18 protein-coding genes are annotated in these 22,787 nt (G+C 62.5%); 15 read left to right on the top strand and 3 right to left on the bottom strand.

Annotation, left to right across the window (positions count from 1 at the left end):
• Nucleotides 1-54: 54 nt before the first annotated feature.
• On the bottom strand, nucleotides 55-999 hold the full coding sequence (locus C4J91_RS09600) for a hypothetical protein (RefSeq protein WP_256658942.1): 945 nt from the start codon (nucleotides 997-999) through the stop codon (nucleotides 55-57).
• 610 nt (nucleotides 1,000-1,609) lie between these two features.
• Nucleotides 1,610-2,407: a hypothetical protein gene (locus tag C4J91_RS27745; protein ID WP_256681669.1), complete on the bottom strand. Its 798-nt coding sequence runs from the start codon at nucleotides 2,405-2,407 to the stop codon at nucleotides 1,610-1,612.
• 411 nt (nucleotides 2,408-2,818) lie between these two features.
• Here C4J91_RS27745 and C4J91_RS09585 point away from each other — a divergent pair, with 411 nt between their 5' ends.
• Genes C4J91_RS09585 through C4J91_RS09575 form a run of 3 tightly spaced genes read left to right on the top strand, consistent with a single transcriptional unit; the run spans nucleotide 2,819 to nucleotide 6,337 of the window.
• Nucleotides 2,819-3,619, top strand: a complete 801-nt coding sequence (locus C4J91_RS09585) for a glucose 1-dehydrogenase (protein ID WP_124362092.1) — start codon at nucleotides 2,819-2,821, stop codon at nucleotides 3,617-3,619.
• Nucleotides 3,612-5,438, top strand: coding sequence for a glycoside hydrolase family 15 protein (locus C4J91_RS09580; protein WP_124362091.1), 1,827 nt, complete (start codon nucleotides 3,612-3,614; stop codon nucleotides 5,436-5,438). Before C4J91_RS09585 ends, C4J91_RS09580 begins: the two co-directional genes overlap by 8 nt.
• Nucleotides 5,426-6,337, top strand: a complete 912-nt coding sequence (locus C4J91_RS09575; protein WP_124362090.1) for an alpha/beta fold hydrolase — start codon at nucleotides 5,426-5,428, stop codon at nucleotides 6,335-6,337. Before C4J91_RS09580 ends, C4J91_RS09575 begins: the two co-directional genes overlap by 13 nt.
• On the opposite strand, the gene C4J91_RS09570 is transcribed toward C4J91_RS09575, so the two are convergent.
• Nucleotides 6,326-7,291, bottom strand: coding sequence for a GlxA family transcriptional regulator (locus C4J91_RS09570; RefSeq protein WP_124362089.1), 966 nt, complete (start codon nucleotides 7,289-7,291; stop codon nucleotides 6,326-6,328). The two genes, C4J91_RS09575 and C4J91_RS09570, sit on opposite strands and share 12 nt — an antisense overlap.
• Nucleotides 7,292-7,382: 91 nt before the next feature.
• Here C4J91_RS09570 and C4J91_RS09565 point away from each other — a divergent pair, with 91 nt between their 5' ends.
• The 12 genes from C4J91_RS09565 to murJ all read left to right on the top strand — a co-directional run bounded on the left by C4J91_RS09565 (nucleotide 7,383) and on the right by murJ (nucleotide 22,768).
• Entirely contained in the window at nucleotides 7,383-8,063 is a 681-nt protein-coding gene (locus tag C4J91_RS09565) for a DJ-1/PfpI family protein (protein WP_124362088.1), read from the top strand.
• Between the two features lie 413 nt (nucleotides 8,064-8,476).
• Nucleotides 8,477-9,916: an undecaprenyl-phosphate glucose phosphotransferase gene (locus C4J91_RS09560; RefSeq protein ID WP_124362087.1), complete on the top strand. Its 1,440-nt coding sequence runs from the start codon at nucleotides 8,477-8,479 to the stop codon at nucleotides 9,914-9,916.
• The gene (locus C4J91_RS09555; protein WP_124362086.1) at nucleotides 9,916-11,376 is read left to right on the top strand and encodes a mannose-1-phosphate guanylyltransferase/mannose-6-phosphate isomerase; all 1,461 of its coding nucleotides are present in this window, start codon (nucleotides 9,916-9,918) and stop codon (nucleotides 11,374-11,376) included. The genes C4J91_RS09560 and C4J91_RS09555 overlap by 1 nt, the downstream gene beginning before the upstream one ends.
• Nucleotide 11,377: 1 nt before the next feature.
• Complete coding sequence (locus C4J91_RS09550) at nucleotides 11,378-12,289, top strand: glycosyltransferase family 2 protein (protein ID WP_124362085.1); 912 nt, start codon at nucleotides 11,378-11,380, stop codon at nucleotides 12,287-12,289.
• Between the two features lie 29 nt (nucleotides 12,290-12,318).
• A complete protein-coding gene (locus C4J91_RS09545; RefSeq protein ID WP_124362084.1) occupies nucleotides 12,319-13,095 on the top strand; it encodes a polysaccharide biosynthesis/export family protein in 777 nt (258 codons plus the stop codon).
• A gap of 14 nt (nucleotides 13,096-13,109) precedes the next feature.
• On the top strand, nucleotides 13,110-15,101 hold the full coding sequence (locus C4J91_RS09540; RefSeq protein ID WP_124362083.1) for an exopolysaccharide transport family protein: 1,992 nt from the start codon (nucleotides 13,110-13,112) through the stop codon (nucleotides 15,099-15,101).
• On the top strand, nucleotides 15,101-16,291 hold the full coding sequence (locus C4J91_RS09535; protein ID WP_124362082.1) for a glycosyltransferase: 1,191 nt from the start codon (nucleotides 15,101-15,103) through the stop codon (nucleotides 16,289-16,291). Before C4J91_RS09540 ends, C4J91_RS09535 begins: the two co-directional genes overlap by 1 nt.
• On the top strand, nucleotides 16,281-17,609 hold the full coding sequence (locus C4J91_RS09530; protein ID WP_124362081.1) for a cellulase family glycosylhydrolase: 1,329 nt from the start codon (nucleotides 16,281-16,283) through the stop codon (nucleotides 17,607-17,609). The genes C4J91_RS09535 and C4J91_RS09530 overlap by 11 nt, the downstream gene beginning before the upstream one ends.
• Nucleotides 17,610-17,617: 8 nt before the next feature.
• The gene (locus tag C4J91_RS09525; protein ID WP_124362080.1) at nucleotides 17,618-18,835 is read left to right on the top strand and encodes a glycosyltransferase family 4 protein; all 1,218 of its coding nucleotides are present in this window, start codon (nucleotides 17,618-17,620) and stop codon (nucleotides 18,833-18,835) included.
• Nucleotides 18,826-19,929, top strand: coding sequence for a glycosyltransferase family 1 protein (locus C4J91_RS09520; protein WP_124362079.1), 1,104 nt, complete (start codon nucleotides 18,826-18,828; stop codon nucleotides 19,927-19,929). Before C4J91_RS09525 ends, C4J91_RS09520 begins: the two co-directional genes overlap by 10 nt.
• Complete coding sequence (locus tag C4J91_RS09515) at nucleotides 19,926-21,359, top strand: O-antigen ligase (RefSeq protein ID WP_124362078.1); 1,434 nt, start codon at nucleotides 19,926-19,928, stop codon at nucleotides 21,357-21,359. The genes C4J91_RS09520 and C4J91_RS09515 overlap by 4 nt, the downstream gene beginning before the upstream one ends.
• Entirely contained in the window at nucleotides 21,359-22,768 is a 1,410-nt protein-coding gene (gene murJ / locus C4J91_RS09510; RefSeq protein WP_124362077.1) for a murein biosynthesis integral membrane protein MurJ, read from the top strand. The genes C4J91_RS09515 and murJ overlap by 1 nt, the downstream gene beginning before the upstream one ends.
• The last annotated feature ends 19 nt before the right edge of the window (nucleotides 22,769-22,787 follow it).

The following is a 22,787-nucleotide window of genomic DNA, read 5'->3' as shown; positions in this document are numbered from 1 at the left end:
ACGCTCGCCGGTATGAGCGGCCTGATTATCCACCCGCTCATACCTGCGACGCCTTCAGTTACCCTTTTCTTTCTTATCGTTTTCCAACCATCGATCGATGCTGTAGTTCTTCAACCAGCCATCAATGTTGTGGCTCCCAAAAATATTGGTGCCGTTCGCTTTGTTGCTGTCCAGGGAGTCGAGCAATCCTGGTCGCTCAACAATGTTCTTGGCGACGTATACCTGCTGCTCGCTGTATTTTTTCTTGGGGAACCCAGTCGCCGGATCCCGTACGACATTACCGTTCTTGTCGGTCTCGTCAGGATCTTTGCTCATTTCGATCAGTGTGTCTGTCTTGACGTATCGGTGCTTCTCGAAAAAGAAGGTGTAGTCTTCGGATTTATCCCGCAGTTGATCAAACATGCCCCTGAACGCTTGCACGACTTGTGCATTGGTTTTCGAATGGAATGGATCCACACTTTGGGTATTGGGGTTGGTATTGCCAACGACCAGGTCAGATGCATTGGCCAGGCTTTCAGGCGTGATTTTACCGCCATCGACTAGAATCGCCTCGTTGAGCCTGGGGCGATTGAGTATCTCCCTTGCCAACATGATGGTGCGTTCAGAGACGCTGCTTTTGTGCACGTCTTCAGCGGCAATTTGTTGCAGTCCGCTCTGGGTCAGGTGGCCATCTTTCTTGAACTTATCCAGCATGGAAAAGTTGTTATTCAGATCTGTCGCCAGCAGGCGGTCGTCCGAACTGATATAGGGATTTCCCACCTTTGACATTCCGCCATACAACCCTTGGCCGTCAAAATGCCGGCTGGCGCCATTGACCATCAAGCTGTTGGGGGCAAAACTCGAGGTCGTTCCGAGCGGCTGCTGGGTTCCCAACGCCTTGTCCACGACGCTGAGCCGCGCGTAACCACCCCCGGCTGGAGCAGGCGCCTGATTCGCACCGGCAGTCCAATTCTGCAGATGCGGTAATCCAGAGCCTGAAGTATTTATCCCATTAGTCATGTTGATTCCCACCTTATTTAGATTGCATTACTTGGACCTCGAGTGCTCCGTCTTCAAAAGCGCGGTGACGGTCAGCGCGAGGCAAGTATCGAATATGTGGCAACCTAAAAATAATGGTTCCGGCAAGCCGCCAGCCTGCTCCCGGTAAACCTTGAACATTTGTAACCAGCCAGCGACGTCAGTGGGTTGACTGTCATTGACGGCGTGACAATTTGCTCCACAGCGCTTCGAGCAATGACACTGCTGACCGAGGCGCCGGCCCGTCCTCTACGGCTCGCGAGCCCCTATCGAAGTCTTCAGTCGTAGGCGCCTTGAAACTGAACTTGGGTGACGACGTGAGATTGAGCCCCTTTGCTTGAGATGAGCCCAGGCCGTGTAGCGTAGTTGCCGGAGCGGGCAGGTTTGCAACAGCGTACTGGGAGTGAGATTGGCGAGGTTCAAATGATGTCGAATTCATAGGCCATTACCTGTTCCAGTAAACGAAGGCATCCATGGGTCACACCAATGGATGCTTTCTTCGTGGTAAATACTTGCAAATGGTTCCAGCATCACTGCGGAGCGATTTCCTGGCCAAGTATCTACCAACCGATGCGACGCATTGGGCCAGGTATTAGCGCAGGAGCCGATACAGGTCGTCCCGGGTGATCTTGCCATCGCGCAGGAACCCGAAGACGTTATCCATCGAGCCCTTCAACTCAGAACGCGCCATGACTTCTCGCGATAGCTGGGTAATGCTGTCGGTGGGTCCATGACCATAAAGCGGACGCGACGCAAACTTTGCGAAGGTGTTGACGTCGATGGCGTTTCTATCGGCGCTCCACCACGGCCCTTTCAACGCGTTGAAGTTATTCAAGACATTCTGGGCAAGTTGCCTGTCGTCTTGAAGCTTGAGTGGGTTCGACGAAAGAATGAATTTGCTGATGTCTTGTTTAGACAGGGATTTATCCTGAGCCCCCGTCCCATTATTTCGATCGAGGGCCTGCATCAGGCCCGGGCGCTTGAGCAATTCCCTGGCAAGCCTGATGTTCTCATCCACCTTCGAAAACCCGGTCAAGGGTCGACCTGCCATATTATTTATATGCTCAGGCGTGACGGTCGGTGCGTACCAAGGTTTGAACGCGTTGTAATTATTCAATAGCCCCTGGGCCAACAGCTCGTTGCTCTGTTTTCCGTAAAGAGGATCCGGCAGGGTGGGGTTGGGACGTGGGGGCGGGCCTGGATTGAAGCCTGGTTTGCGCGACTGCGCTGCGCTGTCGAAAACCGGGCCGGACTGACTCGCCGACTGCTCGAAACTCGGGCCCGCCGCGCCCGCAGCCTTGGCCACCGCGCTGGGTTGTGCGTCTGCGCGAGTCTGCGCCAGGTTGTCAGTTGATGAGGCGAACGCTTGATTGGATGCGGATACCGACATGGGGTACTCCAGTGCTGATTTAGGGCGATACCTTGCTGCCGCAGCCTTGCCAACGATGGATGAATCGTGGCGCAGGTCTGCACCAGCAGGCCTTTGCTGTGTGGCAGAGCGATGGCAATAGGTTCCTCGACGTGCTGAAAACATCCAACTAGGGGTAGGAAGGAGGTCTTGCGTAACGAAGAGCGAACCGGGAAATTTCCCTGCCACATCAACGCAAATCGCCTTATGTCCATGACATCCATCCCCGGGCACGTCAACGCTCGCAGGTTCACTTGAGGATAAAGACGCGTCTACTGTCAGAAATTACAGTTGCATTGGTCCGCGACCCTTTCAAATGCACAGCGGCGTGCTGAACTTCCATCACCGCGCATCAGTCAGCACAAAAGACTCTCATTAAACAGCGGGTGGGCGATGCAGATTTCCTTGCAGCAACAAGTGGCCCTGGTCACCGGTGCCAGCTCCGGCATCGGCGCCGGTGCGGCCAAGGCGTTGGCCGAAGCCGGCGCGGCCGTCGTACTTAACTACAACTCCCAGGCGGCACCGGCCGAAGCCCTCGCCGCGCAGATCAACGCCAACGGCGGCCGGGCGATTGCCATCGGTGGCGATGTATCGAAAGAAGCCGACGTCGAACGCCTGTTCGCCCAGACCCTCGATGCCTTCGGCCACCTGGATATCCTCGTGGCCAACTCCGGCCTGCAAAAAGACGCCAACCTGGTCGACATGAGCCTCGACGACTGGAACACCGTGATCGGCGTCAACCTCACCGGCCAATTTCTCTGCGCACGCGCCGCCGTGCGTATTTTCAACCGGCAAGGCGTGCGCGCTGGCGTGTCCCGCGCGGCCGGCAAGATCATTCATATGAGCTCGGTGCACCAATTGATTCCCTGGGCCGGGCATGCGAATTACGCAGCGTCCAAGGGCGGCGTGGAGATGCTGATGCGCACCCTCGCCCAGGAAGTCAGCGAGCAGCGCATTCGAATCAACGGCATTGCGCCAGGCGCGATTCGCACGGCAATCAACCGTGCGGCCACCGAAGGCGCGGCGCAAAAAGAGCTGCTCAAGCTGATTCCCTATGGCCGGGTCGGTGATGTGCAAGACGTGGCGAATGCGGTGGTGTGGCTGGCCAGCGATGCGTCCGATTATGTGGTCGGCAGCACGCTGTTCATCGATGGCGGCATGAGCCTTTATCCGGAGTTTCGTGGCAATGGTTGATTTGAAGAACGAGCCACAAAGCCCCATCGGTGCGCACGGCATCATTGGCGACATGCGCAGCGCCGCGTTGGTGAATGACCAGGGCAGCATCGATTTTTTCTGCTGGCCGGAATTCGACAGCCCGTCGATTTTCTGTGCGTTGCTCGACACCCCCGACGCCGGCACCTTCCAGCTCACCCCGGACCTGCCCAATGCGCGCCGCGAGCAGATTTACCTGCCCGACACCAATGTGCTGCAGACCCGTTGGCTGAGCGATGCGGCGGTGGTGGAAGTCACCGATTTGCTGGCCGTCAGCGAAGAGGTCGACGACCTGCCGCTATTGATCCGCCGCGTGCGAGTGGTCAGCGGCACGGCGACATTCCACCTGCGCTGCGCCGTACGCCATGACTACGCCCGCGCCAACACGCACGCCACAGCCTGCGACACCGGCGTAGTGTTCAGCGCTGACGGCCAGCCTGGCCTGCGCCTGACCGGCAGCCACGCGCTGACGCTGGACCAGAATGTGGCGGTGGCCCACTTCAGCCTGGCCCAGGACGAAAGCGCCGAATTCGTCCTCGGCGGCGAGGACGACCCGCGCGTGACGAATGCCTGCACCGACCTTTACCTGCAACGCACCTTGAAGTTCTGGCGCGGCTGGATCAGCCAATCGAACTACCGTGGGCGCTGGCGCGAAATGGTTAACCGCTCGGCCTTGGCGCTGAAGCTGCTGACCTCGCGCAAACAGGGCGCAATCATCGCCGCCGCCACCTTCGGCCTGCCGGAAAGCCCTGGCGGCGAGCGCAACTGGGACTACCGCTACACCTGGATCCGCGACGCCTCCTTCACCGTCTACGCCTTCATGCGCCTGGGCTTCATCGAGGAAGCCAATGCCTATATGCGCTGGCTCAGAGGCCGGGTCAGCGACTGCTGCGGCCAAACCACCAAGATCAACATCCTGTACGGCATTGATGGTCGCCAGGAACTGCCGGAAACCACACTGGACCAGTTGCGTGGTCATGGTGGCGCCCAGCCGGTGCGCGTGGGCAATGAAGCGTTCGACCAGATCCAGCTGGATATCTACGGCGAACTGATGGACGCGGTTTACCTGGTCAATAAATACGGCGAAGCGATTTCCCACCAAGGTTGGAAACACACCGTGGAAGTGGTCGACCAGGTCTGCGAAATCTGGAACCAGAAAGACGTCGGCATCTGGGAAATGCGCGGCGAGCAGCATCACTTCCTGCACTCGCGGCTGATGTGCTGGGTGGCGCTGGACCGCGCGATCCGCCTTGCCTCCAAGCGCTCACTACCGGCGCCGTTCGCGCGTTGGGACCAGACGCGCCAGGCCATATATGCAGACATCTGGAGCAACTTCTGGAACGAAGAACGTGGGCATTTCGTGCAGCACATCGACAGCACTGCCCTTGACGGCTCGATGCTGTTGATGCCGCTGGTGCGCTTCGTTGCCGCGACTGATCCACGCTGGCTGTCGACGCTGGAGGCGATCGAGAAAAGCCTGGTACGCGACGGCATGGTCTACCGCTACCGCAACGACGACAGCCAGATCGATGGGCTGCAAGGCACCGAAGGCGCGTTTACCGCATGTTCGTTCTGGTACGTCGAATGCCTGGCCCGCGCCGGGCAAGTGGAAAAAGCCCACCTGGAGTTCGAACAGTTGCTGCGCTACGCCAACCCGCTGGGGTTGTACGCCGAAGAGTTCGACAGCCAGGCCCGGCACCTGGGCAACACACCCCAGGCCTTGAGCCATTTAGCGTTGATCAGTGCGGCAACGTTTCTGGACCGTAAGCTCAGTGGGGAGAAAACCGTATGGCAACCCTGATACCACCTGCCCCGCTGCTGTATGTGCGCACGTCCATGCTCGATGTGGCTTACGAAACCCACGGCCCTGTCGATGGCGAGCCCGTCATCCTGCTGCATGGCTTTCCCTACGACCCGCGCAGCTACGACGAAATCGCGCCAGTACTGGCGCAGCGTGGCCACCGGGTGCTGGTGCCGTACCTGCGCGGCTATGGGCCTACGCGTTTTATCAACGATCAAGTCATGCGTTCCGGTCAGCAGGCAGCGCTGGCCAAGGACTTGCTGGACTTCATGGATGCGCTGGCCATTCCCTGCGCCACGCTCGCCGGTTATGACTGGGGTGGGCGCGCCGCGTGTATCGTCGCGGCGCTGTGGCCGGAACGGGTGCGTGGGTTGGTGAGCGCAGACGGCTACAACATTCAGGACATCGCCAAGTCTCCCAAGCCACGGGCGCCCGCGACAGAACATCGGTTGTGGTACCAGTATTACTTTCACACCCAGCGCGGCGTGGACGGCCTGACCGCCAACCGCCGCGAACTGTGCCAGCTGTTGTGGGCGTTGTGGTCACCGTCGTGGGAGCGCGGGCCGAGCCTGTATGGGCACACCGCGCCATCGTTCGATAACCCGGATTTCGTCGCGGTGGTGATCCACTCCTACCGCCACCGCTTCGGGTATGCGCCGGGGGACCCTGGGCTGGAATTCATCGAGCAGGCATTGGCGCTGCAACCACCGATTTCGGTGCCGAGCATTTCCCTGTGCGGCGCCGATGACGGCGTGGGGCCGCCCCCGGAAGAGGACGACGATGTCGAGCACTTCAGCGGTTTTTATCGACGCCAGGTGTTGCCCGGCGTGGGCCACAATATTCCGCAAGAAGCGCCCCAGGCCACCCTGGCGGCGCTGCTGGAGTTGCTACACCGGTGAAAACCGCTCGCGATAGGCCTGGGGCGTTACCGACAGGGCCCGCAGAAAACTGCGGCGCAAGGTCTCTTCACAGCCAAACCCGCAGTGCACGGCGATGCGTTTGATCGCAATGCTGCTGTCCGCCAACTGCCGGCGTGCGCTTTCGACCCGAATCAGCTCCACGGCCCGCGCCGGGGTCTGGCCGGTTTCGGCTCGGTAGTGGCGCACAAAGCTGCGCTCGCTCATGCCAGCCTGGGCGGCCAGGGTGGAAATACTCAGGTCCAACGCCAAGTTGTCGGCGATCCAGGCGTGTAACTCGGCAAAGCGGCTGTCGCTCTTTTGCAGGGACAAGGTCACGCTGAATTGCGATTGCCCGCCGGGACGCTTGAGAAACACCACCAACTGCCGTGCCACGTCCAAGGCGACGGCGCGGCCCAGGTCCTCCTCCACCAGGGCCAGGCACAGGTCGATACCAGCGGTCACGCCGGCCGAGGTCCACAGCGTGCCTTGCTGAATAAAGATCGGATTGGGCTCCACCGTCAGCGCGGGAAACTTGCGCGCCAGTTCCTCACAGCGCGTCCAGTGCGTAGCCACGCGGCATCCGTCGAGCAGGCCACTGGCGGCCAGCAGAAAAGCACCGGTGCAGACCGAGGCCATGCGCCGTGTGTGCCGCGATTTCTCGCGTACCCAGTGCACCAGCGCCGGGTCTTCGGCGGCACCGTAGACGCCCCAGCCACCGGCGATCACCAAGGTGTCACACGGCTGATCGACGGCGGGCAGCGGCTCGGCCACCAGCGCCAGGCCTGCCGAGGTCATCACCGGTTTGGCCTGGTCAGCGATCACATTCACCGCATAGGGCGCGGGCAAGCCGCGCTGGCGAGCCAGGTCATTGGCCGAGGCGAACACCTGCAGAGGCCCGGTGACATCGAGCACCTGGGCATTATCAAAAGCGAGCACATGAATGAGTCGGGGCATGATTGGCGTGATCTGTGGGCTCAATGGCGTATGCGCCAAAGCCTAGGCCTCTACAGTGAAGCCGTCCACCCTCTTGATTGGAGCTTCACTCATGACCCTGCACATCGGCTTCCTGCTATTCCCCGGCATCCAGCAACTGGACCTTACCGGCCCCTATGACGTGCTCGGTTCGCTGCCGGACGTGAAACTGCACCTGGTCTGGCAAGACCTGGCGCCGATCGCCTCCAGCACCGGCCTGGTGTTCACGCCGACCATCACCTATGCCGGCTGCCCGAAGCTGGACGTGCTGTGCGTGCCCGGCGGTGCCGGTGTCGGCGCGTTGATGGAAGACCCCGCCACACTGGACTTCCTCCGGGCTCAGGCGCACACCGTGCGCTACATGACCTCGGTGTGCACCGGTGCGCTGGTGCTGGGCGCGGCGGGTTTGCTGCGCGGCCGCAGAGCCACCACGCACTGGGCCTACCACGACTTGCTCGCGCCATTGGGCGCCATCCCGGTACAGGCGCGCGTGGTACGTGACGGCAACCTGTTTACCGGCGGTGGAATTACGGCGGGCATCGACTTTGCGCTGACCCTGGCGGCGGAGCTGTACAGCGAAGCGGCAGCGCAATTGGTGCAGCTGCAAATCGAATATGCGCCGGCCCCGCCATTTGATGCGGGCCGCCCGGATACGGCGCCCAGGCACGTTCTGGAGGAAGCCAACAAGCGCACGGCAGAATCGCGCAGGGTGCGCGCAGAGATTGTTGCGCGGGCGGCGGCGCGCCTGGGTTGAATGGATTGTTCCCACGCTCTGCGTGGGAACGCCTCCTGGGACGCTCCGCGTCCCGCCAACTGCCCTCTTCCTGACCCCCCGCCAAAAAAAACCTTTTCCCGCCAAACAGGAAAATTCTGACATTTGTTCCTACACTCAAAATCACACCCAGATGCCCAAGTGCCAGCACTACGACCGTCATAAAAATGGCACACAAAACTTCAATTAACATGCCTATAATACAATCTTCGCAGAATGGTCAACTTATTGACTGTGCCGTAAAAAGGAACTCCTTTAGCCACTAGCTCCGCAAAACTTCCTTCATTTGGATGGTTTCACTTGGATGAATGGTTGCGTTTTAACCAAATGTGGCCCGTTGACTGCTCCGTTGAACAGCTGCGGCGCAAACTTGGTGTGCAATGAGGGATGGTTGTATGCGCGAGAAATCATCAGTGGTCAGTTTGTTTCTGACCCGGGCCGGCTTCGTTGAGTTTTTTGTTGTTTTTGTCAAGTTGGTGCATGGCCTGACCGCCATTTTGCCACCGCTGGTCCTGGCTATTTTCCTCGACCCGATGGACGCCGAGATGCGCTCGCATTTCCTGGGGCTGCTGCTGTTTTTTGCGGTGTTGACGGTTATTTTGTTCCAGGCCCTGGGCATCTATTCCGAAGAGCTGTTCAGCAACCGCTTGCGCCTGCGCGCCAATATCGTGGCCTGGTCGTCGGCGTTCTGCATCCTGCTGTTCATGTACCAGATCCTGCAGGTGTTCCCGCAATTGAACCCGCGCAACCTGGTGGTGTGGTACTTCGCCAGCCTCGGACTGTTCTGCCTGGAGCGCCTGGTGATGCTGCGCCTGTACCGCAACCTGATGCGCAAGGGCAAATTCCTGCAACGCACGGTGATCCTGGGCTTCACCGACACCGCCGTGCACGTCGCCGACCACCTGCAGCGCAATGGCGATATCCGCTCCGGCCTGATCGGTTTTATCGACGACCGCACCGAACGCATTCCCAAGGAACTGAGCAACCTGCCGCTGCTGGGCAATACCCGCGACCTGGAAAAGCTGATCCGCGCCGAGCAGGTCAACCAAGTGATGATCTGCCTGCCGTGGGCCGCCGAGCAGCGTATCCACGGGCTGGTCAATCGCCTGCGGCAGATGTCGGTGAACGTGATGCTGGTGCCGGACATGGCCGCCCTGCGCTACGGCCACAGCCGCATCACCGACGTGGGCGGCATCTTGATGTTCAACACCTCGCAGTTACCGCTGCGCGGCTGGTCGCCCTTTATCAAGCGTTGCGAAGACCTGCTGCTGGCGAGCATCACCCTGGTGGTGCTGTCGCCGGTGATGCTGTTGACGGCGATCGCGATCAAGCTCGATTCCAAGGGCCCGGTGCTGTTTCGCCAGAACCGCTATGGCTATAACGACAATGAAATCCGCGTGTTCAAGTTCCGTTCGATGTTCACCGACCAGAGCGATTTCACCGCCGAACGCCAAACCACCCGCCAGGATCCGCGCATCACCCGAGTCGGGCGCATTATCCGCAAAACCAGCATCGACGAGCTGCCGCAGTTGTTCAACGTCCTGCAGGGCAACATGTCCATGGTCGGCCCCCGGCCCCACGCCACCGCCACCAAGGCGGCGGGCATTCCTTTCGAAGTGGCGGTCAGCGAATACAGCTCACGGCACCGGGTCAAGCCAGGCATCACCGGCTGGGCGCAAATCAACGGCTACCGGGGCGAAACCGACACCCTGTTCAAAATCCAGAAACGCGTCGAGTACGACCTGGAGTACATCTCCAAATGGTCGGTGTGGTTTGACTTGTACATCGTTTTCATGACGGTCCCGGCCGTCCTTTCCACCAAGGAAGTCTATTGATGAATACCCTCAACGGATTAATTCCCTGCATCATTTCCGGTGGTTCGGGCACGCGCTTGTGGCCGGTGTCCCGGCAGAACATGCCCAAGCCGTTCATGCGCATGCGCGACGGCCAGAGCCTGCTGCAGAAAACCTTCCAGCGCGCCGCCCGCCTGCCCGGCGTGGAAAGCGTGCTCACGGTGACCAACCGCGACCTGCTGTTTCGCACCCTGGATGACTACCGTGGGGTCAACAAGGCCCACTTGCCCCTGGACCTGCTGCTCGAGCCCTTCGGGCGCAACACCGCAGCGGCGATCGCCGTGGCGGCGCTGCATGTGCAGGAACATTTCGGTGGTGACGCGCAACTTCTGGTAATGCCCGCCGACCATCTGGTGCTCAACGAGACCGCATTCGCCGACGCCGTGTCCCAGGCCCGCGAGCTGGCCGACGCCGGCTACCTGGTGACCTTCGGCATTCAACCCGACCACCCGGAGACCGGTTTCGGCTATATCGAAAAAGGCGAAGCGCTGAGCCAGGGCAACCTTGTCAAACGCTTTGTCGAAAAACCCGACCTGGCCACCGCCCAAGCCTACCTCGACGGCGGCAAACACCTGTGGAATGCCGGCATGTTCTGCTTCAAGGCCAGCACCCTGGTGGATGAACTGAACACCCACGCGCCCGACGTATTGATCGCTGCGCGTGCCGCCCTCGAGCACAGCCAGCACCTGCAAAACAAAACCTCGCGCCAGCGCGAACTGGACAGTGACGCCTTCGGCAGCGCGCCGGACATTTCCATTGACGTGGCGCTGATGGAAAAGTCCACGCAAGTGGCCGTGGTGCCGTGCGACATCGGCTGGAGCGATATCGGCTCCTGGGAAGCCCTGCGCCAGCTCACCCCCAGCGATGCCCAGGGCAACCAGGTCAATGGCGAAGCGATTTTGCATGACGTGCACAACTGCTACATCGACTCGCCCAAGCGCGTGCTCGGTGCGGTCGGCGTGCGTGACCTGATCATCGTCGACACCCCCGACGCCCTGCTGATCGCCGACGCCCACCGCAGCCAGGACGTGCGCTACATCGTGGCCGAGCTCAAGCGCCAGAACCATCCGGCTTTCAGCCTGCACCGCACCGTCACCCGGCCGTGGGGCACCTACACCGTGCTGGAGGAAAGCACCCGCTTCAAGATCAAGCGCATTGTGGTCAAGCCCCAGGCGTCGTTGTCGCTGCAAATGCACCATCACCGCAGCGAACACTGGGTGGTGGTCAGCGGCGCGGCACAGATCACCAATGGCGAGCGCGAATTTCTGATCAACGCCAACGAATCCACCTACATCCCGGCGGGGCACAAACACCGCCTGACCAACCCCGGCATCATCGACCTGGTGATGATCGAGGTGCAGAGCGGCGAGTACCTGGGCGAAGACGATATCGTGCGCTTCGATGACATCTATGGGCGTGCGCCTGCCGAAGTGAAGCCGTGACATGCGCACCTCGCTGATCATCCCGACCCGTAACGCCGCAAGCCACCTGGCGCGGCTGCTGCCTGCGCTGAAGATGCAGACCCTGCAACCGGACGAGATGCTGGTGGTTGACAGCGCGTCCAGCGATGACACCGTGGCGCGCTTTCGCGAATACGGCGCGCGGGTCGAGGTGATCGACGCCCGCGCCTTCAACCACGGCGGCACGCGGCGTTGGGCCAGCGAACAGGTAAGCGGCGATGCCCTGATCGTCATGACCCAGGACGCCATTCCCGCCGCGCCAGAGACCTTCGCCAACCTGCTCGCTGAATTGCAGCAGGACCCGCTCAACGGCGTGGCCTATGGTCGCCAACTGCCGCACCCGGATGCCGGTGTGCTGGGCGCGCAGTCGCGCCACTTCAATTACCCGGCCGACAGCCGCAGCAAGCGCCTGGCCGATGCGCCGCAGCTGGGGATCAAGACCTGTTTCAGCTCCGACTCGTTTTCCGTTTACCGACGCAGCGCCCTGCAAGCCGTAGGTGGTTTCCCCGCCGATGTGATCGGCAGCGAAGACGCCTACGTCGCGGCGCGCATGCTGATCGAAGGCTACACCGTGCGCTACGCCGCCTCCGCGCAGGTGTACCACTCCCACGATTACCGACTCATGGACGAGTTTCACCGCTACTTCGACATTGGCGTGTTCTACGGTCGCGAACCCTGGATACGCCAGGCCTTTGGCGATGCCGGCGGTGAAGGTAAACGCTATGTACTGGCTGAACTCGCGGCATTGCGCGCAGCCGGTGCATTGCATCGCGTACCCGAAGTACTGGTGCGCAGCGCGTTCAAGTTGCTCGGCTATCGACTGGGCCAGCAGGAACGCCGGCTACCCCTCGCCCTCAAGCGGCGCATCAGCATGTTCCCCGGTTATTGGAGGTGAGCATCATGACCTACAGGAAGTCCTATTTGATGAAACGAACCCTGCTCGTCCTGGCCATGATGGCCCTGGCCGCCTGCAATACCCCCGCGCGCATCGTCGCGCCTGACGGCAAGACCGTCGAGGACGGCAAGCGCGCCCTCGACCAACTGGCCCAACTGCCGCCGGCGGTGGAACGCATCCGCATCGGCGATCAGTTGCGCATCGTGCGCGATGCCGGGGAAATGCCGACTCTGTCGGCGTTCAACGTCAGCACCATCTACGAGCTGACGCTGTACACGGTGCAAACCGACGGCAAGATCAACTACCCGTTCCTGGGCCCGATCCAGGTGGCCCGGCGCACCCCGTCCGAGGTGGCAAATGAGCTGAGCAGCAAGCTTGCGCCGGTGTATCGCGAGCCACGGGTGACGGTGAACATCAACCAGGCGCCGGGCAATTCGATCATCGTCGGCGGCGCGGTCAACAACCCGACCACGGTGCCGATCGCCTCGGCCAACACCCTGGAGCAAGCCATTGTCGGCGCCGGCGGGGTCAACCCGGCAGGCAATGCCAGCATGGTTGCGCTGCTGCGCGAAGATACCCAAGGCGTGTATCGCGCCTATTTCCTGGACTTCAGCCAATACCTCAAGACCGGGCCCAACGGGCGCAAACAAGTGCCCCTGCAACGCGGTGACGTGGTGTTCGTGCCCAAATCCAATGTGGGCGAGCGCATCCAGGGCGTGGATACCTACCTGAACCAGTTGATCCCATTCACCAAGTCGATCGGGGTTGGCTACAACTACACCCGAACCAGCGGCGGCAGTAACTAAAGGAGCGACATCCCATGATCGAGATCCGTTCTTTTCGCGATCTTCTGCGCCTGTTCTTCATCTTCCGGCACGAGTTCAAGCTGGCGGCCATCGCGGCGCTGGTGATCATTTTGCTGGGCGCCTTCCTGCTGCCCGCCAAGTTCGAATCCACCGCGCGCCTGCTGGTCAAGCCGGGGCGTGATTCGACGCTGCCGATCGAAATCAGCAACCGCCAGGCGCTGGTCATGCCCAGCACCCAGCGCGACCCGATTGTCGACGAGGAGCGCCTGCTGACCGGCCGCCCGATCGTACGCGCGGTGGCCGAGCATTACCTGGAAGTCATCGACAAAATGCCGCCGCCGGAAGGTGTCTGGAAGCGCACCAAGTACTACGTCAAAAACGCTATCGGCGCGGTGTTCGACGGCGTGCGCGTGGTGCTGGAAACCGTGGGCGTGATTGAACAGACCACGCCGGTGGAACGCCTCGCCGCGAGCCTGGAGAAGAACTTCGAAGTCAGCCATGCGGCCGGGTCCACGGTGATGGACATCAGCTTCAAGTGGAGCGACCCCGAGATCGCCCAGGCGGTGGTCAAGAGTTGGGTCGAAACCTACATCAACGAACGCACCCAGGCCCTGGGGCGCAAGAGCCTGTATGCGTTCTATGAAGGTCAGGTGTCCAACAGCGCCACCGAGATCAAGAGCTACAAGCAGCAGATCCTGACCCACTTGAACCAGATTGGCGCGGCGAGCATCACCGATCGCCTGGAAGATTTGTCCGAACGCATCAACGTGCTGCGCGGCGAAACCTTCAACACCACGCGCTTGATTGCCTCGTCGGACAGTGCCCTTGAGAGCACTCGCACCCAGCTCAAGACCCAGCCCAAGGAAGTGACCACGGTCCGCCAGATTGCGCTGAACCCGCAGCAGCAGGATTTACGTCGCTTGCTTAACCAGAAGCTGCTGGAAAAAGCCGACATGATGCGCACCTACACCGATAACGCGCCGCCGGTCAAAGCCCTGGATGCGTCGATTCGGGCAATGCAGGCCCAGGTCGCCGGTGAAAGCAACACCGTACAAAGCTCGGAAAACCGCGCACCGAACACCCTGGAAATCCACTTGCAGCGCGTGCTGCTCGATGAGTCCAGCAACAACCTGGCGTTGCGCACCCAACTGGTGCAGCAGCAAAAGCAACTGGTCAACCTCGAAGCGCAACGCAAGGAAGCCCTGGAGATTGAACCGGAGCTGGCGCGCCTGTCCCGTGAGCTGAGTGCCACCGAGCGTAACTATGCGCTGTACGTGGACAACCTGGAAAAATCACGCATCGACCGTGAACTGGACAACAGCCAGATCAGCAACATCGCGGTGATCGAGGAAGCGACCCTGAACCCAGGTCGCATCTTCCCCAAAACCCTGCTGATGCTGTTGCTGGCGATCCCGTTTGCCATCGTCGTCGGCCTGCTGGTGATTTACCTGTGCTACCTGCTTGACCAGCGCATTCACGATGGCGGCCTGGTGGAACGCAAATTCGGCCTGCCGCTGTGGACGACCCTGCCGGAGCTGGACACCAGCACCGCGCAAGGCACCAACGCGTTCAATGCGAGCATCTACCGGCTGTACGGTCTGCTGCAGTTGGACCGCGTCGCCGAACGCGGCCTGACCCTCGGGCTGACCTCGGCGCGCCACGGTGAAGGCGTGACCTTCGTGGTGGAGCAACTGCGCCAACTGCTCCAGGAAAACGGCATTACCGTGCGCGTGGGCGGGGCGGCGCCCGCAGCACCGGGCGAAGTGGTGCTGCTGGACGCCTCGGCGCTGCTGGACAACCGCGATGCGTTCGTCAACCTGCGGCGCGCTGACCTGATCGCGTTGGTGGTGGAAGCGCAGAAAAGCACGGTGCCGGTGGTGGAACACGCGCTGTCGATCCTCAATACGGCGTTCGGCAAAGTCGATGGCATCATCATCAACCGGCGTAAATTCGAAGTGCCGGCCAAGGTGCTGCACAGCATCGCCAAATATCGGGGGGCGTTCTGATGCGCATTGCCCTGCTCGCGCCTTTGCCACCGGAAAAGAATGGGATCGCCGACTACGCGAATCATTTCAAGACGGCATTGGAGCAGCTGGGCGTGACGGTGCTGACACCGTTGAGCGGCGTGGAAGGCACGAGCGCGGCGATCAAGCAGGCCGTCGCCGCGTTCGACTGGCACAGCGTGGACCTGGTCCACGCCGAGCTGGGCGGCGGGCGCCTGGGGGAGTTTTTGGCGTTGCGCGCGTTGCGCAGCGCCTACCCGAACCTGCCGCTGACGGCTACCGTGCATGACCCCGAGCGCATCGTATGGCGGCGCGAGCACCTGCCCTTCCCGCTCAACCTGCTGCAGCGCCTGCCCAGCCCGTTGCCGCAGGCGGCGGTGGTGCTGGCAGACCCGTTGACCCTGCGCGAAGAACGCCATGTCGCCGGTGGCCTGACAAGGCTGATCACCCTCACCCGCCTGGGCGCCGACTGCCTCAGCCAGCGGATGCAATTGCCCGCCGGCAAAGTGGCGGTGATCCACCACGCCAACCTGGCGATTGCAGCCGTAGCGCTGCCGCCGCTGGACACGCTGCACCTGCTGTATTTCGGTTTTATCTACCGTGGCAAAGGCATTGAAGACCTGTTGCAGGCCCTGGCCGCCGTTTTCAAGCAAGCCCCCGAATTGCGTGACCGTGTGCGCCTGACCCTGGCCGGTGGCACTGCCGCCGAAATGGCGTTTGGCGCGGGCGGTAATTACCTGGAGCAGTTGAACCGCCAGATCGCCGACCTCGGCCTGGCGAGCTCCATTGATTGGCGGCTGAACCTGCCGGCCGACGAGATTGCGCAAACGATCCACGCCCACCATGTGATGGTGCTGCCGTATCGCGAATCGAAAAAACTCGGCCTGCTCGGCCGTCAGCGCGGCACCAGTGGCGCGCTGTCCTGGGCCGCCGCGTGCGGGCGTGGGGCGATTACCTCGGATGCCCGGGCGTTTGCCGAGGAAGTCGCCAGCGGTAACGGCGCGATCTACCCCGAAGGCGATGTGGCCGCGCTGGGCGAGCAATTGTTGCGCCTGGCCCGTACGCCCACATTGGCCCGGGACTGGGCCGAACGCGCCGGCGCAATCGGCCGCGAACGCTTGTGGCCGCTGACGGCGCAGCGCTTCAAGCAGCTTTTCGAACAGGCGATCGCGGGGGCCCCGTATGACGCGTAAATGGACCTACTTCGCCACCCTTGCGCTGGTCGCGGCCCTGGGCCTGACCGCCTTTATCTGGGGGCGCCCGGCCGACGCCGAGAACCATGTGCTCAAGGGTAACAAGGTGGTGGTGTGGAAGGATTTCCTCGGGGTGAACGCGCAGTTCCTGTGGTTCAGCCCCGAGCGCTACCAGCTGCAGATCGACCGCCTCAAGGACCTGGGCCTGGAATGGGTGCGCCTGGATTTGCATTGGGACCGGCTGGAGCCAGCCGCCGACCGGTACCAGGTGGCGACCCTGGATGAGTTGGTAACCAAGCTCAAGGACAACCAGCTCAAGTCGGTGTTTTACCTGGTCGGCTCGGCGCCCTTTATCACCACCGCGCCAGCGGGTGCGCCCTATCAGGACCAGTACCCGCCGCAGGACCCGAATGTATTTGCGATCCGCATGGCCCTGTTGGCCCAACGCTACCCCAGCGTCGACGCCTGGCAGGTGTGGAACGAACCGAACCTACTGGGCTTCTGGCGCCCGGCGGCGGACCCGGCCGGTTATGCCAGGTTGCTGCGCACCACCGCCGCCGCACTGCGCGCCGTCGCCCCGAACAAACCGGTGGTGGCCGCCGGCATGGCGTTTTTCAGCGAAATGCCCAACGGTCAGACCATGCTCGACGCCCTCGACGCCCTCGGTGTGCCCAAGCTGAACACCGTGATGTCCTACCACCCTTACACGCAACTGCCTGAGGGCAACGACCCGGCCAACCTCGACTTCGTAGCCAAGACCAGCGCGCTCAACCAGAAACTGCGCAGCAATGGCGTCAAGACCCTGTGGAGCACCGAGTGGGGCTGGTCGAACTACGTCGGGCCCAAGGAAGCGCAGGACATCATCACCCAGCAGGGCCAGGCCGATTATGTGATACGCCGCCTGGCGCTGATGAGCGCGCTGGATTTCGACAAGATCTTCCTGTTTACCTTGAGCGACCTCGACCAGCGCGCCAGCGTGCGCGACCGTGCCTACGGCCTGCTCGATATCGACGCCAAGCCCAAGCCGGTCTACACCGCGTTGAAGAATTTCCTCGACATCAGTGGGCCGCAGCTGACCCCCGGCGACCCGCCCACCGCCGACCAGTTGCCCGACGGCCTGTTCAGCATCGGCTGGACCCGCGCCGACGGGCGCAAACTGTGGTTTTTCTGGTCGGCCCGTGGCGGTAACGCGCACTTGCCCGGCCTCGCCAGCGCGACGCTGTATGACCCGTTGCGCGGCACACAGACACCGGTGAGCGGCACTAACGGGTTGACTGTCCCGGTCAAGTCGAACCTGCAAATTCTGTTATGGGATTGAAGCCCGCCATGCGCATTTTATGGATCCTGCCCTATTCGCCCTGGCCTGCCACCAGCGGCGGCAAGACGCGCCAGTTCCACCTGCTGCGCAGCCTGGCGGCGCGTGGGCACCGGATAACGTTGCTTTTGCATGACAAGCACCCGGTGTCGCTGAGCGATCGCCAAGTGCTGGAAGGCTTTCTCGAGCAGTTGATCATCCTGCCGCGTCGGCCACTGCGCAGCCTGAAAACCCTGCTGGCCGGGCTGTTTGCGCCCTACCCGCTGCTGGCCAGCGTGAATGGCCTGTCGGGACAATTGGAGGACCGGTTCAATCAACTGCTCAACGAACATTGGGACGTGGTGCAGATCGAGCACACCTATACCTTCCAACCTTACGAAGATGCCCTGGCGCGCAAATCCCAACCCTTCGTGTTGACTGAACATAACGTTGAGTCGGCGCTCGGCGCAGCGACGTACGACCGTTTGCCGCGTTGGGCGCTGCCGTTCATTCGCTACGACCAATGGCGCTACACGCGCTGGGAGCGTCGCGTGATGCGCCAGGCCAGCCAAGTGGTGGCCGTCACCGACAGCGATGCGCAGGTGCTGGAAAACATCGCCGGCAAACCGGTGCCGGTGGTGGTCAACGGCGTGGACTGCGATCACTTCGCCGGCGCCCGCCCTGACCCCTCGACCCGTCGCGTGCTGTTCCTCGGCAACTATGAATACGCCCCCAATGTGGATGCCATCGAATGGGCCCTGGATGAAATCCTGCCGAAAGTCTGGGAGCGCTGCCCCGACGCGCGCATGAGCGTGTGCGGCTTCGGCATGCCCGACGGTTGGCGCGAACGCTGGCCGGACCCGCGCATCGAGTGGCAGGGCTTTGTGCCAAACCTGTTGAACCTGCAATCGAGCTGTTCAGTGTTTCTCGCGCCGTTGCGCCATGGCGGCGGTTCCAAGCTCAAAGTGCTCGAAGCGTTGGCCGCCGGCCTGCCGCTAGCCAGTACCGAACAGGGCGTGTCGGGCCTGGACCTGGTCGAGGGCCTGGATTATCTGGGCGGGCAAACTGCTGTCGGCCTGGCCGACGCCGTGGTGCGCCTGCTGCACGCTCCCGAAGCCGCCGCGCCCATGGGTGAAGCCGGCCGCGCCTATGCGCGGCGAGCCCATGACTGGAGCGTTGCCGCCAGCCAACTGGAGCAGGTGTACGCCACCCTTTCGCCGCTCAATCAAAAGGAGCCCGCATGCGTGTAGGCCTGGATTACCGCACCGTCGGCACCTCACCGCAATCGGGCATCAGCCGCCAGGTGTATGCGCTGGAAAGCGCTCTGCGCAGCCTGCCGGACATCGAACTGGAGCGATTTACCGTCGCGCCCCTGGGCGATCAAACCCGCTTGCAGGCACACTGCCCGGCCTGGGGCTGCGCGAAAACGGCGATGCACCAGCCACAGAATCGCCTGCGCTTCGAAGCCGGTTTTTTACCCCGCGCGCTGCGCGAACAGCACATCGATCTGTACATCAGCACCTTCAATATGGGCCTGCCGTTACCGCCCAAGCCTCAAGGGTTGCGTACCGTGGTGCTGCTGCACGACCTGTTTCAGATCACCCTGGACAACTACCACGCCAGCCGCCTGAAGGCGCTGGTGTACAAGACCACCGATCGCCTGTCGATTGCCTACGCGGTGCGCAGCGCCGACCGGGTGTGGACGCCTTCCCAGTACAGTGCCGACGAAACCGTGCGGTTGTTTCCAAAGGCGGCAGGCAAGGTTCGCGTCCTGCCCAATCAAGTGGAGGGTTTCAACGAACCGCCAGCCGACGTGTCCGCGCGCCAATTGCCCACAGGCTTCTGGCTGCTGGTCGGCACCCGTGAACTGCGCAAGAACGTGCCGTTCCTGGTGGATGCCTGGCAACAGGCGCGGCGCGACTCCCCTAGCGTGCCGGAACTGGTCCTGGTGGGCAGCCTTGAGCACTTGCCCGAAGCCCAGCGCCAACTGCCGGGGATTCATGCGTTGAGTGGCGTCTCCGACGCCGAGTTGCAGGCGCTGTACCGCCAGGCGTCACGTGTGTGGCAACCGTCCTACGCGGAAGGTTTTGGTTTGCCGGTGATTGAAGCGTTGAGCGTCGGCACCCCGGTCGCCGTGGCCAGCGGCACCTCGCTGGACGAAATCACCCCGCCGTCGGCGCCGCGCTTTTCACCCACCGATGGCCCCGCGTTGGTCCAGTTGATGCTGAAGCTGGGTGAGCGCGCCGATGAAGCCACGCCCGAACACCACCGCCGATGGGCCGAACGCTTTAACCAACACGCCTATCGCCAGCGCCTGGCCGAACTGATCGAGGAACTGAAATGAGACTCTCCCTGGCAAGCCTCGTCGCGATCCTCTTCGGCGTGCTGTTCGGTGTGGTCGCCCTGGCGCTGTCACCGGCCAAGGCGTTTCTCGCCGTGATCGGCCTGGCGGCGGCCGTGACCATCCTGCGCTTTCCCTTCTGGGGCTTGCTGCTGTTCGCCCTGGTCGCGACCTTCATGCCCTACTCCACGCTTAATCTGGGCATCCGCAGTACGGTGAGCGAAGCCATTCTTGCGCTGACCTGGGGCGCGGTGCTGTGGCACGGCTTTCTGTCGCGCCTGCCGGACGCGCCGCGCCTGGCGCTTCGCCCCACCGACCAGATGCTGCTGTGGCTGATGCTGTTCAGCGTGTTCCCGTTTATCGTCGGCCAGGTCAGCATCCACGCCGAAAGCAGCGGCGTGGCCAACTGGCTGCGCTGGTTGCTGAACCTCTCGGGAGTATTTCTCACAGCCAAGCTGCTGGTGGACTACAAACACCGCGAAAGCCTGGTGATCGCCCTGCTGCTGGGCACCCTGGCGATGCTGGTGATGTCGATTGCGGTGTTCGTGCGCACACGCTCCGGGGCGGGGATTGCGCCGATCCTGGCACTGCTCAACTACGGCAACTTCGACACATTGAAATTCGGCCTGGAAGCCATGTCGTCACGCATGGGCTCGCCGTGGATGCACCCGAATGCCATTGGCGGAATCATGGCACTGCTGCTGCCGTTGGCGTTCTGCTACGGCATGACCGAACAAGGTTGGAAACGCGCACTGGGCCTGAGCGTGGCGTGCCTGGGTGCGGCGGCGTTGCTGTTGGCCAGCAGCCGCGGGGCGATGGTCAGCCTGGCGCTGGTGCTGATGTGGCTGGCCACGCGGCGCGTGCCTTACACCGGACGTTTACTGATGATCGGCGCGGCGTTGACCGTGGCGTTGGTGATGGCTTATCCGCCGCTGCAGGAACGCCTGGCGACTATCTTCTCCTCAAGCAACGCCAGCACCGAGGTGCGTTTCGACGAATACCGCATGTTCCCGCAGGCCGTGGCGGCGTACCCGTTCGGCATCGGTTTCAAAGTCGACCCGCCGGTACCGGGCACGCACTTGCTGGGGATCTCCAACCTGTGGCTGAACTTCATCTACAAGACCGGCGTTGTGGGCATGCTGTTGTTTATCGCAGTCACTGTGCGCTGGTGGCGTGAAGCCCGGCCGGAAAATGGCCCGATCCGCCTGACCAAGGACAACGCGCTGTGGCTGGGCAGCACCGCCGGGATTCTGTCGGCGCTGGTCAGCGGTTTGTTTGACCATTACTTCAGCTTTGCCGTGGTGATGGTCGCGCTGTTCTGGCTGATGGTGGGGATTAACGTGCTGGAGGCGCGGCGCTTGTTCCCGGCGCGCCCGCCCCAGGTCAAGGCGTTGGCGTTTCGCAAGCCGATGCTTGATGGCGCGCGGCCCTGATGCTGGGTTCTGCCGTATGGCTGACCGTGGCGACCCTGCTGGGCCTGTGCCTGGGGTTTGCGCGCGAGTGGTTGCTGGTGGCGGCCTGGGGCGCGGGGGAGCGCAGTGATGCGTTCCTGATCGCGCTGTTCTTGCCCGAGGCGCTGCGCATGTCGCTGGCCGGCGGCGTGTTGAGCGCCGCCGCGTTGCCGCTGTATCTGCAAAGAAAGGACAGCGAACGCCTGGACTGGCTGGCCGTATTGTTCCCGGCGTTGCTGTTGATTGCGCTGGTCACCAGCCTGCTGCTGATGCTATTGGCGCCTTGGCTGGTGCAACTGCTCGGCCCGGGGTTGGCGGCCAGCGCCACGGCCCTGGCCGGCAGCAATCTGCAGATCGTGGCGTGGTGCGTGCCGGGCCTGCTGCTGCATGCGCTGTTCAGTGTGCCCTTACAGGCCAGCGAGCGCTTTGTGCTGGCGGGGTTGGGCTCGCTGCTGTTCAACCTGCCGCCGGTGGCGTACCTAGCCTTGGCAGGCACCGCCAGCCAGCCGCACAGCCTCGCGCTGGCGTGCTTGGTCGGCAGCGGCTTGATGCCGTTGGCGCTGCTGCCGTCGCTCTGGCGCCTGGGCTGGCGACCCTGGCGCGTGCAACTGTCGCTCGCGCCTTTGCGGGAGTTGGGCCAACGTATCGGCCCCTTGTTACTCAGCAATGGCGCCAGCCAGGGCCTGGCGTTGATCGAGCGCCTGGTGGCGTCGCTGCTGGGGGAAGGCGCGGTGACCTGGGTCAACCTGGCGCGCAAGCTGATGAACCTGCCCTTGATTGCGCTGATGAGCCTCAATCAAGTGCTGCTGGGCATGATGAGCCGACGCCAGGGCGATGAACGCCTGGCCCTGCTCAAGCGCGGCCTGGAAACCGCCAGCGTGCTGACCTTGCCGGCCGGCGTCGGCCTGGTGGCGGCGGCGCCGAGCCTGGTCGCGCTGCTGCTGCCCGCACAATCGGCAGACTCGCCACTGCCGCTGTTGCTCGCCTGGTTTGCCGTGCCGCTGGTATTCGGTGCCTGGAACGCCCTGCTCGCGCGCTACGCCTACGCCGCCGGCGACACGCGCCAGCCGCTGCGCTGCGAACTGCTCGGCAGCCTGGTCAATGTGTTGCTGCTGGGCGTATTGCCGTTTGCGTTTGGCCTGGCCGGCATTCCACTGGCGGCACTGGCGGGGGTGATCTGCACCGCGCTGCTGCTGATGCAGCGCCAGGCGTTGCTCGGCGCCCTGCCCTGGGCCCGGCAATGGCTGCTCAGTACGGTGCTGATGGGGCTGGCGGCGCTGGTGTTGTTTCGAATCGAAGACGTGTGGCTGCAAGTGGGGCTGAGCACCCTGGCAGGCGCCGTGGTGTTGCTGGGTATGGGGCTGTGGCTGACGCCGTGGCGCAAGGCGTGAATGATCGTTCGGGAAGACT

This window comes from Pseudomonas sp. R3-52-08, assembly GCF_003851745.1.
Lineage (GTDB): Bacteria > Pseudomonadota > Gammaproteobacteria > Pseudomonadales > Pseudomonadaceae > Aquipseudomonas.
Note: the sequence above shows the minus strand (reverse complement) of the source record. Positions and strands in the feature narration are given on the sequence as shown.

Coding starts and splice junctions, on each gene's coding strand:
- C4J91_RS09545 (WP_124362084.1), top strand. CDS start 12,319: ATGAAACGAACCCTGCTCGTCCTGGCCATGATGGCCCTGGCCGCCTGC.
- C4J91_RS09600 (WP_256658942.1), bottom strand. CDS start 999: ATGACTAATGGGATAAATACTTCAGGCTCTGGATTACCGCATCTGCAG.
- C4J91_RS09575 (WP_124362090.1), top strand. CDS start 5,426: ATGGCAACCCTGATACCACCTGCCCCGCTGCTGTATGTGCGCACGTCC.
- C4J91_RS09555 (WP_124362086.1), top strand. CDS start 9,916: ATGAATACCCTCAACGGATTAATTCCCTGCATCATTTCCGGTGGTTCG.
- C4J91_RS09550 (WP_124362085.1), top strand. CDS start 11,378: ATGCGCACCTCGCTGATCATCCCGACCCGTAACGCCGCAAGCCACCTG.
- C4J91_RS09565 (WP_124362088.1), top strand. CDS start 7,383: ATGACCCTGCACATCGGCTTCCTGCTATTCCCCGGCATCCAGCAACTG.
- C4J91_RS09535 (WP_124362082.1), top strand. CDS start 15,101: ATGCGCATTGCCCTGCTCGCGCCTTTGCCACCGGAAAAGAATGGGATC.
- C4J91_RS09585 (WP_124362092.1), top strand. CDS start 2,819: ATGCAGATTTCCTTGCAGCAACAAGTGGCCCTGGTCACCGGTGCCAGC.
- murJ (WP_124362077.1), top strand. CDS start 21,359: ATGCTGGGTTCTGCCGTATGGCTGACCGTGGCGACCCTGCTGGGCCTG.
- C4J91_RS09520 (WP_124362079.1), top strand. CDS start 18,826: ATGCGTGTAGGCCTGGATTACCGCACCGTCGGCACCTCACCGCAATCG.
- C4J91_RS09525 (WP_124362080.1), top strand. CDS start 17,618: ATGCGCATTTTATGGATCCTGCCCTATTCGCCCTGGCCTGCCACCAGC.
- C4J91_RS09580 (WP_124362091.1), top strand. CDS start 3,612: ATGGTTGATTTGAAGAACGAGCCACAAAGCCCCATCGGTGCGCACGGC.
- C4J91_RS27745 (WP_256681669.1), bottom strand. CDS start 2,407: ATGTCGGTATCCGCATCCAATCAAGCGTTCGCCTCATCAACTGACAAC.
- C4J91_RS09570 (WP_124362089.1), bottom strand. CDS start 7,291: ATGCCCCGACTCATTCATGTGCTCGCTTTTGATAATGCCCAGGTGCTC.
- C4J91_RS09560 (WP_124362087.1), top strand. CDS start 8,477: ATGCGCGAGAAATCATCAGTGGTCAGTTTGTTTCTGACCCGGGCCGGC.
- C4J91_RS09540 (WP_124362083.1), top strand. CDS start 13,110: ATGATCGAGATCCGTTCTTTTCGCGATCTTCTGCGCCTGTTCTTCATC.
- C4J91_RS09530 (WP_124362081.1), top strand. CDS start 16,281: ATGACGCGTAAATGGACCTACTTCGCCACCCTTGCGCTGGTCGCGGCC.
- C4J91_RS09515 (WP_124362078.1), top strand. CDS start 19,926: ATGAGACTCTCCCTGGCAAGCCTCGTCGCGATCCTCTTCGGCGTGCTG.